The organism is Spirulina major PCC 6313, assembly GCF_001890765.1.
Lineage (GTDB): Bacteria > Cyanobacteriota > Cyanobacteriia > Cyanobacteriales > Spirulinaceae > Spirulina > Spirulina major.
Window position 1 is genome coordinate 3,263,891 of the sequence record NZ_KV878783.1, and the last position, 12,251, is coordinate 3,276,141.

General features: G+C 49.0%; 13 protein-coding genes and 1 pseudogene. 3 read left to right on the plus strand and 11 right to left on the minus strand.

Features of this window, described 5'->3' with window-relative positions; all coding sequences use genetic code 11:
- Positions 1 to 173: 173 nt before the first annotated feature.
- Complete coding sequence (locus tag SPI6313_RS14290; RefSeq protein WP_072621602.1) at positions 174 to 1,796, minus strand: DUF2079 domain-containing protein; 1,623 nt, start codon at positions 1,794 to 1,796, stop codon at positions 174 to 176.
- Positions 1,797 to 2,111: 315 nt separating this feature from the next.
- On the opposite strand from SPI6313_RS14290, the gene SPI6313_RS14295 reads away from it, so the two are divergent.
- Positions 2,112 to 2,333 (plus strand): ferredoxin-thioredoxin reductase variable chain, encoded by a 222-nt coding sequence (locus SPI6313_RS14295; protein ID WP_072621603.1) that lies wholly within the window; start codon positions 2,112 to 2,114, stop codon positions 2,331 to 2,333.
- Between the two features lie 115 nt (positions 2,334 to 2,448).
- On the opposite strand, the gene SPI6313_RS14300 is transcribed toward SPI6313_RS14295, so the two are convergent.
- Positions 2,449 to 2,670: a hypothetical protein gene (locus SPI6313_RS14300; RefSeq protein WP_072621604.1), complete on the minus strand. Its 222-nt coding sequence runs from the start codon at positions 2,668 to 2,670 to the stop codon at positions 2,449 to 2,451.
- A gap of 158 nt (positions 2,671 to 2,828) precedes the next feature.
- Here SPI6313_RS14300 and SPI6313_RS14305 point away from each other — a divergent pair, with 158 nt between their 5' ends.
- The gene (locus tag SPI6313_RS14305) at positions 2,829 to 3,419 is read left to right on the plus strand and encodes a Uma2 family endonuclease (RefSeq protein WP_072621605.1); all 591 of its coding nucleotides are present in this window, start codon (positions 2,829 to 2,831) and stop codon (positions 3,417 to 3,419) included.
- 37 nt (positions 3,420 to 3,456) lie between these two features.
- On the opposite strand, the gene SPI6313_RS14310 is transcribed toward SPI6313_RS14305, so the two are convergent.
- The 9 genes and pseudogenes from SPI6313_RS14310 to SPI6313_RS14350 all read right to left on the minus strand — a co-directional run bounded on the left by SPI6313_RS14310 (position 3,457) and on the right by SPI6313_RS14350 (position 10,905).
- The gene (locus SPI6313_RS14310; protein ID WP_072621606.1) at positions 3,457 to 4,146 is read right to left on the minus strand and encodes a Uma2 family endonuclease; all 690 of its coding nucleotides are present in this window, start codon (positions 4,144 to 4,146) and stop codon (positions 3,457 to 3,459) included.
- Positions 4,147 to 4,159: 13 nt separating this feature from the next.
- Positions 4,160 to 5,398, minus strand: coding sequence for a DUF4365 domain-containing protein (locus tag SPI6313_RS14315; RefSeq protein WP_072621607.1), 1,239 nt, complete (start codon positions 5,396 to 5,398; stop codon positions 4,160 to 4,162).
- A 297-nt stretch (positions 5,399 to 5,695) separates the two neighbouring features.
- Positions 5,696 to 6,310, minus strand: a complete 615-nt coding sequence (locus SPI6313_RS14320) for a Uma2 family endonuclease (RefSeq protein ID WP_072621608.1) — start codon at positions 6,308 to 6,310, stop codon at positions 5,696 to 5,698.
- 42 nt (positions 6,311 to 6,352) lie between these two features.
- Positions 6,353 to 7,720 (minus strand): aromatic ring-hydroxylating dioxygenase subunit alpha, encoded by a 1,368-nt coding sequence (locus SPI6313_RS14325; RefSeq protein WP_072621609.1) that lies wholly within the window; start codon positions 7,718 to 7,720, stop codon positions 6,353 to 6,355.
- 284 nt (positions 7,721 to 8,004) lie between these two features.
- Positions 8,005 to 8,241 (minus strand): annotated as a pseudogene (locus SPI6313_RS14330) (transposase); the annotation flags it as partial.
- 349 nt (positions 8,242 to 8,590) lie between these two features.
- Positions 8,591 to 9,655 (minus strand): transposase, encoded by a 1,065-nt coding sequence (locus SPI6313_RS23605; protein ID WP_217650614.1) that lies wholly within the window; start codon positions 9,653 to 9,655, stop codon positions 8,591 to 8,593.
- A gap of 134 nt (positions 9,656 to 9,789) precedes the next feature.
- Positions 9,790 to 9,981, minus strand: a complete 192-nt coding sequence (locus SPI6313_RS14340) for a transposase (protein WP_072621611.1) — start codon at positions 9,979 to 9,981, stop codon at positions 9,790 to 9,792.
- A gap of 224 nt (positions 9,982 to 10,205) precedes the next feature.
- Positions 10,206 to 10,655, minus strand: a complete 450-nt coding sequence (locus SPI6313_RS14345) for a helix-turn-helix domain-containing protein (protein ID WP_072621612.1) — start codon at positions 10,653 to 10,655, stop codon at positions 10,206 to 10,208.
- 37 nt (positions 10,656 to 10,692) lie between these two features.
- Entirely contained in the window at positions 10,693 to 10,905 is a 213-nt protein-coding gene (locus SPI6313_RS14350; protein ID WP_072621613.1) for a PDDEXK family nuclease, read from the minus strand.
- Between the two features lie 275 nt (positions 10,906 to 11,180).
- Here SPI6313_RS14350 and SPI6313_RS14355 point away from each other — a divergent pair, with 275 nt between their 5' ends.
- On the plus strand, positions 11,181 to 12,128 hold the full coding sequence (locus SPI6313_RS14355; protein WP_072621614.1) for a trypsin-like serine peptidase: 948 nt from the start codon (positions 11,181 to 11,183) through the stop codon (positions 12,126 to 12,128).
- The last annotated feature ends 123 nt before the right edge of the window (positions 12,129 to 12,251 follow it).

Here is a 12,251-nt window from a genome sequence, read left to right on the forward strand (position 1 = left end):
TCATCAGAAGCGAGCTAGAAGCTCGCACTACAGAGAATTCCAACAATGGTAGTGTGAGCCTCTGGCTCACTCATACTCGATCCAGGTTCGCAACTTGAGTCTGTATTTGATCCCTCTCTTCGTCAGGGCAGCGAGCTAGAAGCTCGCACTACAGAGGAGGACAGATCCGCTCCCTATTCCACTTGCCAACGGGTTTGTAGATCTGCAAGCCACTGTTGACGGAGTTGGGGATCTGAGGGTTGATCTCGTTGCAGCACGATCACCCCATCTTGATAACGGGTAATGCCATAATTGTCCTGAATCCGAGCTTCGAGCCAGGGGGCAAATTGACGGAGGCGATCGCGATCGTCCACAAAGGCCACCTCATACTGTGCCAACTGGTGCAAATCCGCCACGATATACTCCACATCCACCACCTCACCCGCATCATTACGCAGTTGCCACGCGGGCAAACTTAACATTTCCCGCCGACTGGACAGATGGGGCACGATCGGATTCGTGGCTGAGACACTGGCCGTCGGCGGAATCTCCCGCAAGACGGCGTTGATCTGGGCAGCATGGGGCCATTGCGTCCAGGGCTGGACGGCAACCCAGGGCTGGACGGAATCCGGAATCAGCCAGGACAGGGCACGGTGGGGGTTTGCGGTAATGGTGAACAGGATCGATAAGCCGATACAGGCGATCCAGGCTTGGCGAAACCATTGTTTTTTGGCGGCGTTGGGATGGGCAGACCACCAGAGAATCGCACCGTAAAAAATCCCCGGCACGACATTGAGGGCAAACCGCATACTTAAGGACAAGGCCCAGGGATCATCACGCAGGAACAAGATCAGCAAGGGGCAGCCCATCAGTACCCAGGCCGAGGGGGAGATCAGGGGGATGAGGGCGAGGGGGAGGGCTTGGTCAATTAGGTAGTTGAGCGTGCCGCCGAGGGGGGTAAACATTTGCTGGAGGACAATGAGCGGGTTGCTGATCATGCCCCAGAGGACGGCGAGGCTGGAGGTGCTGTCGCCGTCGATGTAGGGGGCGAATTGATCGACGAGAAAGCGTTCGCCCACATCGGCGGAAAAGAGGGGCATGATGTAGGTGGTGACGGCGATCGCATAGGCAAAACTCACCCCACAGGTGACTAATCCCACCGCCATCTGCCGCCGACTGGCGATCAGATACAGCCCCACACTAAACAGCAAAATCCCCGCATCTTCGCGCACCGCCAATACCAACATCCCACAGATCCCAAACCAAAGCCAGGCCCGTTTTTCCAGGGCTAAAAACAACCCAAACATGAATAAGGGCAGTTGGCAGAGGTCTTGGAAGTTGCCGAGGGTGGGGCTGGCAACGGCGCGACTGGCGTAGAAACTGACCATGATCAGGGTGGCGAGGCGGGGGGAGAGGCGTTGCCTCGCCAGTTGATAGAGGACAAGACCGGCGGCGGTGACGATGCCGACGGCAATCAGGAGTAGGGCGGTGGAGTTGCGGGCGATCGCATAGATGGGAACCCACAGCAGCAACGCCGGGGTGAAATGTTGCCCCAAGCGATGGTAGCCCACCTCCGCCACGGGCAACGAGATCGACTCCATCGCCGACAGCGAGCTTTGAAACCAACGCCCATGACTGCTATTCCAAAACACTTGGTTAAAAATACCTTGGTCAAAGGAGGTATAGGAGGGCAGATAGCTATGGTGACGATGGAGCACCAACAGCGCCATGATGCTGAAGAAGAGACCCGCTGCGATCGCACTGCCTCGACTAAAAGATTGCACCCAGACGTTTAGCTTTTGAGGCAATTGCACCATAGGAACCAGTGGAAATGATTAATAAAGAGCAGCCAAACCGAGGCCCATCAACGCCCCAACTCTCAAAGCCGGGCAAGCCTCACTCCCCAAACGGGCGATGGATTGATCAACCTTTCCCATTAAATCAAGCCTTGGCCCTCTTGCGGGGTGATCTGCTGAATTCTGACATCCTGTCGTTGGGATTCTGTCTGTGGCCGCTCCTGTGCAAAAATGGGGAACAGACTTCATGCTCAGACTGAAACATTTTTTGCCCCATGATGGGTCAGACGCTCATCCTGCTGGCATTTGCTCAACCCAAGGAGGAAAACACTGTCTATGAACGTTGGCGATCGCATCCGTGTTAAAGAATCAGTGGTGGTCTATCATCACCCTGAACATAAAAAAGCAGCCTTTGATATTAAAGGCCTCGAAGGCGAAATCATCGCCATCATTACCGAATGGCAAGGGAGACCCGTCAGCGCCAACTTTCCCATCCTCGTCAAATTTGAAAAGAAATTTCGCGCCCATCTCCGCGAAGATGAAGTGGAAGCCCTCTAATTCACGATTCACCGTTTTGTCTCGGCGGTGGCTCCGTTTGACGCTGGCACACTCTCAATCCTAACGGCTGACCCCTAGTGATGGATGCGCACCAATTGAGAGGGGCGCGATCGCCTCACCGTCGTCCCCGCACAAACCAGCCAAACACATTCCAATCCCCCCGCATTCGCGCCAACTCCTGCCGATGTTGCGCCGCCGTCGCCCGATACCAACGACAATAGTCCTGAAAATCATCCCGATACGCCACCTCATGGCGAAACTCCTGCGCCAATTGATGGGGCGCGAAAAACTCAGCCGGGGGCGGGGCCGGCACAATGAAGTGAAACGATTCAGCCATGGGCTACACAGTCTTGGATTCCAACCCCTCTAGCTTAGCCAGAATCGCCGCCGTGGGAGACAACAATTCCCCGCCCCATTCCCTTGCTGCTTGCCATTCAGATCGCCGATCAAGGCAAACCCTATAATACATTCAGGCTTTCTGAACCTCACATTCCTATGACAGCAACGCCCCTTGCGCCCACTGATCTACGGCTGCTCAGCACTGCGGACTATCATCAGATGGCAGCGGTGGGGATTTTAGCCGAGGACGAACAGGTTGAACTGATTAACGGACAAATCATTCAAAAAATGCCCAAAGGCCCCGCCCACAGTGCATTATGCAAAATTCTGGAAAAATTACTAGAGCAGCACCTCGGCGCACAGGGACTCGTGCGCGTCCAAGATCCGCTCACCCTCGATCGCTATTCAGAACCAGAACCGGATCTTGCGGTGGTCAAACCCCGCCCTGATTTCTATGCTCAGCAACACCCCCAGCCAGAGGACGTTTACCTAATCGTCAAAGTAGCAGATTCAACCTTAGACCGGGACTTGACAGTAAAGGCCAATCTCTACGCAGCGGCAGGAATCGCCGACTATTGGGTGCTGAATGTGTCTGCCCAGCAATTACACATTTTCCGCAACCCCCAAGCCGATGGCTATCAACAGCAACTCATTCTCAAAGGCCAAGAAACCATCGATATTTCCGCCTTTCCCAATCACGAACGCATCTCAGTACAAGCCTGTTTCGGCTCGCTCTTTCGTCGCTGAGTTTTTAAGTGTTTGGAACGGATTGGCGCGATCGCGTTCAGGATGATGATTCGGTTACGTTCTCTGTTGGTTGGGTTCTCACCCACTGCCGCAAGGCTCTTACCATGGCATTGTCATCCTGTTCTCGCTCGGCAAGCTCAAGCCATTGTTGAATAATTTCTGCTGTCACCAGGGGGAATGTCGGTGAGCGATCGCACTCTCGATATTCAGATAGTCCATCTACGGTGACAAGTTGATAAAACTGAATGGTTGTTTGGGTCGCTCTCCACACTTCCCCAACCCCCAGATCTTGATAGATTTGCAACCGACGGCTCGAAGAACTATAAATATCGACTTCAATAATCAGGTCGGGCGGTGGAGCGATCGCTAAATCGATTGTCTTGCCTCGAACTTTGGCGGCATTTTGGATATAAAACCCAGCGTCGGGTTCTGCGCCTTTTTGTAGGTCTTCCCGATTGAGTGTTACTGAACCCACACCCCGAATGGGCAGGTCAAGTTCTTCAGTGAGAGCTGTAACAATGCGTTCAAGTAGATGTTTAAGAATCTCGTGAATATCGGAGGGCATGATAATTTCTAAGCTGCCGCGATCGTAGGCAAGACGAGTGGATCGCCCACTGCCTAAGTCGGCTAATAATGCTTGATAAGTTGACCAACTCACATTAGGCAGCAGGATTCGCTGGGTGGTTTGTTCAAGGAGATTTTTTGTGAGAGTGTGCGATCGTGTCATGAAGACCTTAAAACTATTGTATTTCTTTCACTGCGAGCCTAAATTTCGCATTAGATTCTTTGAAATAATTTAATTGGCTTCTTACATTCCAAATAAAATTTTCCTCTGTTCGATTATTATTCACTCCATATTCGCCTAAAAATATGTATACATTGTGTGCATGCGCAATCATGGTTTGAAATTCCTGATCAACACGTTTACACTCATATGGAGAAAGACCTATATCAGTACCCTTATAATATATTTCTGTTGCTTTCTCATAATCTTCACTCAAAATATTTAATAGTGTTTCAAAGTCATATTCTTTTTCGTCGTATTTTCCAAGTATTGACTCAGCATCAGATAATAAATCACAAATTTCATTTGTAAGCTCAAGAACTTGCTTGACAAAGTCTTCTTTATTAATTGTATTTTTATCATTAACCTGAGACCAAGTTAAGTAACTATAATTCCACTTAACCTTAATTCTGTTGGATATCTCTTCTCCACCTATTGAACTTGGTTCACCGCCTAGAGGAATGTTTTCTGAGAACCATTCCGTCTGACAGATAAAGTTATTGTTACTTTCATCCTCTGCTGAAGGATATATAAACAACCAAACAACGTGTGCTGGTTTATTGTGCCAATACTTTTGAGTTATTTGATTTCGATAGTATTTGTAGTCAATGGCTTTGATAGTAAGACTCTTTATAAGATCAATGATTTCTGACTGAGTATGTTCTTTATTTAAGATTACTCGTAATGAATATCTTTTTGCCAATCTATGACTTAAATCTTTAACATGAAAAATCGTATAATCTTTGTGAGTTGTGAGTTTATTGACTAAACGTTTCAGGTCTACATCCATACCAGGATTTATTCGCTGGTTTTCTGGCACCATAATTTTCCATCCTTGACCAGTGGGTATTACGTTTTCTGATTTGATAGCTTGCCAGTAAGAAATACGGGTTTCTGGGTTGTGTAAAATAATCAAAACAGGCAAAGAATGCTTTATCCAGTATTCTAGATGTTCACTATCTCCTCTAAATATAAAACCTTGCGATTTTGATTCTTGAAACCAAGAAATACCTGTTTTTATTTGCAAGGCTATTAACTTTCCTGTGACTGTTTTTCCCTCTACAAATTCAATTTGTGCATCAATTCCATAATCACTTATTGGTTGTTCTCTAAAAATATACCCTGCTCTTTCAAATTGTTCTCCAACAGCCTGGACACCGATTCTATCTGTTGTTGAATTATGATGTATTTTCATAAGGTATAGGGTAAATATTGTTTATCAAATCAGGGTGTCAAGTTTTTTTGATTTTTCAGGGTATGTCACCACGCTACCTTAGATTATCAGGTAAATTTGAGTAAAGTCCCTGACTGGCTAGAGCTTGACGCAACTGAAACCGCCTATCCTTATTCATTTTTAGCAAAAATAATTTTGGTGTGTCCTGTTGTGTAGGCACGGATTTTTAGGAAGCTCATAAGGGTATTCATTGGTCGTGTTGTTATGAGTTGTTGAGTGGGTAATATTTATAGAATATTGATTTAGTTCTCTCCGTATCTAATTATTACGTTCTGGTAAAAATTCACTTAAAGCGATCGCACCCCATTTTTGTCCCGCAATCACCACCGAAACCACTCCCGTTTCGTCTAGGGTTTCAGACTGTTGATAGTCCGATCGCCCCTCTTGAGTGATGGGGTTGGTGTAAATTGTTAAACTCCGTTCCGGTAAATTAATCAGCCAATAACACGGGATCTGGGCCTCCGCATAAAGCTGTTTTTTGAGGGTACGGTCGCGCTCCAATGTTGTATCCGCAATCTCAACGACTAAACCCAAATCGGCCCCGCTTGGATGGCGATCGCTGTAGTCGCGAGGGTTACCCTGAACGATCATCAGGTCTGGTTCTGGCTCACTGGTTGCGAGAGTGATGGGTTCCTGGCTATCGGTGTACCAACCTTCGGGCGTGACGGCTTCCAGGAGAGTGCGAAGGAGTTTGGTCACGAGCCGATGAGGGGGTTTTTTGGGCATTTTTAGAGTAAGGAGGCCATCGAGCAACTCCACGCGATCGCCAGCCGTGAGAATCCCAGTAGCGATCATTTGGTGGTACTGCTCAATGCTTAATCGCCAAATGGGTTCGGTTGGGATGGTTGCGAGGGGTGTTTGAGGGGCGGGCATGGTCGGCTCAGGAGATCCTGCATCGATTTTAAAGGTTTACGCTCAAGCACGGGTGTTGCGACTGGGGGGATATTCGCCTTGGGTGAAGCGATCGCACCATTGCCCCACTTTCCACCAGGCGAAGGCCGTGATGGCGATCGCGCCTGAGATTGCACCCGTTAACCCTAAGGGTGCAGTGATGGTTGCAATGGGGAGAGCAACCCAAAGGAGGAGGAGTGCGATCGCGCAAGCTTGGCGAATCCGTTTGAACCGCTGCAACGCGGTGCGGCAACTTTGGCACTGTTCCGTGTGGGAATGGTAGCGTTCTAAGAGAAATTCATGGCGCAATTCCGGCGGATCAAACGTCGTATCGGGGAACGGTTCGCCGTGATTTTCCACCCAGCGACGATAGGCCGACACAAAGCGGTCTGATCCGGTGGGGAGATAGCAGGTTTGGGCGTAGTTGGCTTGGGATTTTTCCAGTTCGCGTTCTTGGATGTGGAGGAAAATTTGGTCATCTTCGAGGATGCCCATTTGGTTCAAGTGGGAAAACCAGCGGGGCGTGAACTTAAACACAAAGCGCGGTACAGCCGATTTAAACCGGAACGGCAGCCGCACCAACGCTCGACACTTTCCCTTCGCGATCGGCGTTGCATAGAGAACCGTCATCACCTGACCAAAGGGGCTTTCGGCAATGTCGTGCCACATCAAGCCCGGCGCAATGAAGGTGGTTTTTTGGGAACCGAGTTTGCCTCGGCGCGGGCCTTCGGGCCAAGCTCCCGTAAAACCGGATTTTTCCACAGCACTGACTTCGAGGTCAAATTCTTTGGCGTTGGCGCGGTTGCCAACGCGGGGGTGATGGGTGAAGGACACATGGCTGGTGTCGAGGACGTTTTCGAGGAGCGTCGTCACATCGTAGGGCAGGTCGCGGGCAACATCTACCATCACCCATTCGGATTCGTTGTGGTCGAGGGGGGTGACGCGGGGGATGGGTGTTGTGGGGGCGTTTTCGGGTTGACCGGCGTAGACGAAAAGCATCCCCTGGACGACTTCGCTGGGGTAGTGACGGATGGCGGCGCGGGGGCTGTGGTGGGCGGTTCCATGTTCGGGCTGGAAGGGAATGCGATCGCACGCTCCCGTTTCGGTAAAGGCCCAGCCATGATAGGGACATTCTAAGCAGCCATCTTCGGTGATCCGCCCTTCGGACAATGCCGCGAGACGATGGGAACAGCGATCGCTCAACACCACCCACTGCTCTGTTTTTTCCTGCCACCAAATCACCAAGGGTTGCTCTAACAGGACAAACCGGGTCGGGCGCGATCGGTCTAAATCCCCAACAAACTGCACCGGATACCACGCCTCATCCCAATCGAAGGGGTCAAGGGAGGCGAGTTCAGAAGACGAGGCCGGGGATAATGCGTCTGATACCATGGAACACTTTCAGCAGAACAGGAACAAAGGGACTGCCCCAGTGAGCAGCCTTCCCCTTAGCTTAACGAATCTTTACAACTCAAGCCTCAAATCAAGCCAGTCTCCTGGTTAAAATGCGTCTCTTCTCCCCGTTTGCCCTTCCCCTCGATCCCCTCCACTGTTCATCTTGTTAGGTTGCGGGCAATAGATACAGCCCCGGTTTAGCATCAGCCGGGGGTGATTTTTCAAGGAATTCTAGATAGTGCAATAATTTTGGTCATCAATCAGACCGAGCTGATCAGCATCTAAATTGCATTGACTGAGTTTCCTTTATTTTTGATAGTCCGATGCCACTTAGTCACTAGTTCTTTCTCATTTAGTAATTTATGCAACAAAATCTCTAACTCTTGAATCGAATCAAAAAATCGGTTCGCGATAAATTCTTTCGCTGAATGCCACACCAGTTCTATCAAGTTGTAGTCTGGACTGTACTCTGGTAAGAACTCGATCATTAAATTCGGTATCTCTTTTTTGATTTTTGATCAAAACTCTTTTGTTTTATGGTAAATATTCAGGTCATGATAATTTGGCTGTAAGCATTGCTCAGTATGGGTTTCAGCTATTTCGGGCTATTTTGTTATTCTCAATAAACAAGGCTGTAACCCCTAGTCTTGCGTACTTATTGAGAATGAACTGTTAGTTTAGAACCTGATTGACGGACAAAAGATTCAGTCAGGGGAGTAAGAAAAAGAGCAAAACTGGAATTCAAGGCGATAAGAGCGTTGCCGATGCTGAGGACGAGAAGCCATAGCCGGTTCAGGGTCAGAATTAGAAAAGAAAGCAACAAGCCGAATCAAGCGCCAGCCCTCAAGGAGAGCAGTACGAATCCACTCAAGACCGATAACGAAAATAGCTATTGCCGCGAAACCAATGGGGGTCAACCCAGCGACGCTTGCCCGATTGGACAACCTCAAGACCCTGAGCTGAGACATAGAGAGTCGCCAGAGCCAGAATGAAGCAGAGACGGGAAAGAACACAAACTGAGCGAAGTTGGGAAGATTGGAGGTGCCAACCCCCAGACTGGTCATCGAGAAACGCCTCCTCGATATCAAACCGGAGACCATACTCAGCAAAAGTCTGGAGGTGGGTCGGTTCATCACTGACAACCGCCCAAAACTCGCCATTGACATTGTTGCGACCGAAAATGACATGAACCGGACCATACCATTCACCTTTGTGAAGTTTGACGTTGTGCCAGCAGAGGGCTTCACCGGGTTTGAGATGAAACGCTTTTGGTTGGCTCCAGCCCTTGGCAGAGTGCCAAAGCCAGGTATTGCTTTTGATGCGGATGCGATAATGCCAGCCGAAGGTGCGCACCAGCGTCATAGTCTCCGTCTGCACAAAGCCACGGTCAGCCAGCAGCACCACCTTCACCCCTTGCGGTAGGAGTCGAGCGACATCTTGGAGCAGTTCTCGGTAGGTGTTGGCGGCAACCGAGGCACTGGGGTGAGCCAACACACGCCAGCCTAGGGGTAAAGCACGACCGCGATGCACCACAGCCACCCGAATCAGACAATACTCATCCCAAAATAGTGAGGTGTCTAAGCTCAGGTACATCACCTCATCCTGCCAATCGGCTAAGGCGGCTTTGATGATGGGTTTGTAGAGTCGATGAATATTGATGCGGCTATTGCCCAGCCAGCGTCGGACTCGCCGCTGTTTACTTTGGGCAAACAATCCTCGACAGGGCAGATACGGCAGCCATTTCGTGAGGTTGACTGCTCCGGTTTGGATGACGGCGATGACCATCCAGATGCAGGTAGTCAGGTGGCTCAGATGCGCCCAGGGGATGTCTTGACCCAACCAGGTTTTCAGGGCATTGTAAATTTGGGAGTTTTTTTCACAGTTCTCCAGAGTTTTGTTGTGGTAACTCAATTCTAGAGGACTGACTCCCATTTCTTAATTCTCTGTATTTCAGTCAGGGCAACCTCTTTAGCTATCCCTACCACTTCTTTTGTCAGTCAATCAGGTTTAGAACTCACCTCGATTTTGAAAGCCTTGCTGTGACTGCGTTTCAAGTACCTGAATCCTTACGTTTTATGAATACTTGCATTGTCTAAAACAAGAACAATTTTACAGCCATCTTTTTCAAAGTCTTCTGCCTTTTTATCTTCCCCAGCCCATTCATGTTTTAGATGTTCATAAAACTGTTTTAGTACATGATAAAAATTTTCTCCTGTCCTTTTTTTCAGAAAGTCTACATACCGTTTCTTATCAGACAAACGTAAATCCCTATCACATTAATTTTCCCTTTTATCCGTTTTCCTGATACTTTTTTTTCGCTTTCCTTTCTTTGTCCAGTTTTTTCCCCTAATTGGTTTCAATCCAAAGCCAGTTTCATCCTAAAACCATATCTGGAGACGTTCTGACGATTCTTTTGCTATTTTTACATATTCATTCAATTTTGTTCTAAATAATGCTTTTTTTTCTGGATTTTGCTGATCTTCTAAGCTGTATTTTGACCAAATGTACACAAATTTGTTTTTTTTAGAATCCTTCTGACTTGACTAGAACTCAATTCAATTCCAGTCTCTTGCTCTAAATGCTTTGCTAATCTCTCTGCTGTCCACCTTCCATATTCATACCCAAATTCTTTCGGCTCTTTGTTGATGATTTCTATTAATAATTCTATATACTCAGGTGTGGCTTTATGAAAATTTCCTTTCATTCTTTCGTCAACCAGGCTTTCCAAATTATTCGGATCTCCATGAGTACACCAGTAGGCAACTTTTCTTAATGAGCAACCCAAAAAATCGGCAATCTCTTGATATTTTTTGCCATCATTTCTTAATAAGAGCATCAAGATTCTTTCTCGAATATCTGGATTCTCCTGATACTTGAGTTCATGCTGCAATATTTTTTTCTCTTCCGTGGTTATATAGTTTTTAATCGGCATATTGATATGGTATTGTTTTTGTACTATTATATGTAATTTAGATGCTGATTAGCTTATCCGTGCGGTTGGGGACTGTTTCAATGGGTTCTGGCAATAGCATCACATCAGGATAGGGGTAAAGGTTGACTGCGGGAATTGCTAAGTGTTGATCGGTGATGAAGACGCGGTAGGGTTGACGCTTGAGTGCAATGCGCAACCCACTGGCTAAATTGAGGGTCGGACGATTATGGGCGGGGTTTCTTCCTGTCATGGGAATAATCTTTTAATGTATTCATGACGGTCGGATGATTCGACCTCCTGAGTTAGATAGTCTGCGGGGCTATAGATGATTTTTTCAACGGCTTGCATCAGAAGGGGTGGTGGCGGGAACCGGTGAGCGTTGCGTTGCAACTCTCGCCCATTTTATCCTGTCTATCCGAGAGGGGCGATCGCAACCCACCCCGTTACCAAAACTGAAACCAACTGGGTTCGATCGGAACCATCGGCTACATTGAAAATATTGATGTTCTGTTGTGTGAAATTCCCATGAACAATCGTTTTGTTGCTGCGATCGCGCTGGTGAGCCTCCTCCTTGCTGTTGCACCGTTACCCCTGCGAGCCGAAAACGGCGATCACACAATTGGCGAAGGATTTGTGCCGGATTCCCTGTCCGTGAGCGATAACCCCCTCAGTGGGACTCGTGTGGTGATCAACGAAGACGAACGCAAACCTGTTCTCACCAATGCCTATCCCTACTCCACCATTGGCCGCGTTGACCTCTTAACTCCTCGTGGTCGGTTGACGGGGAATTGCACCGGAACCCTGATCGGACGGGATCTCGTGTTGACCAACTCCCACTGTATCGCCGATGAAAACACCGGAGATGTGTTGTTCCCCCCAGAGCAGATCCGGTTCCGCCCCAATATGATTCAGGGTGAAGCGGAGATCATCGGTGTGACCGAGTTTGAATATGGCTGGCAAGAGGCTCCTGGTGAAGCCGCAGCGGATTGGGCGATTCTCAGGCTTGACGAAGCGATCGGCGATCGCTTCGGCTATCTGGGTTGGGTGGCACTGGATTTTGACAATCCCCGCGTGATTGACGCGATCGCGAATCAAATCCGGCTTGCGGGCTATTCAGGAGATTTTCCCGGTGCGGCCCAAGAACGATTTTTCGGCCCGGCAGGAGATACGGCTGGCCAGCATGCTGGGTGCAGTGTGGTGGATATGGCGGCGGCGTTGAATGTGAATCGGCGGGCGTTGGCTCAGTTTGCGGGTCAATTGTTCCATGCCTGCGATACGAATCCAGGGGCATCGGGCAGCGCCTTGATCGGTCATTGGGAAGATGGTGTGTATGTGGTTTTGGGGCTGCATGCGGGGGCGAATCAGTTTGATCAACCCTTGAATATTCTGGGTGAGGGGCGATCGCAGGCCATCAACCGGGGCGTGCGGGTGGAACAATGGGCCGCCACCGCCGCCCGGATGTGGCGGGACTAATGCCCACGGCGGGGGAGGGGCAGAGCGTCAGCGATAATCAGTGACTTAAGCAACTGTGAAGTTGTTTTAGTCACCAGTGCTTTAAGATTGTTTTAACGATTTGTCGAACAACTTAAGGATCAA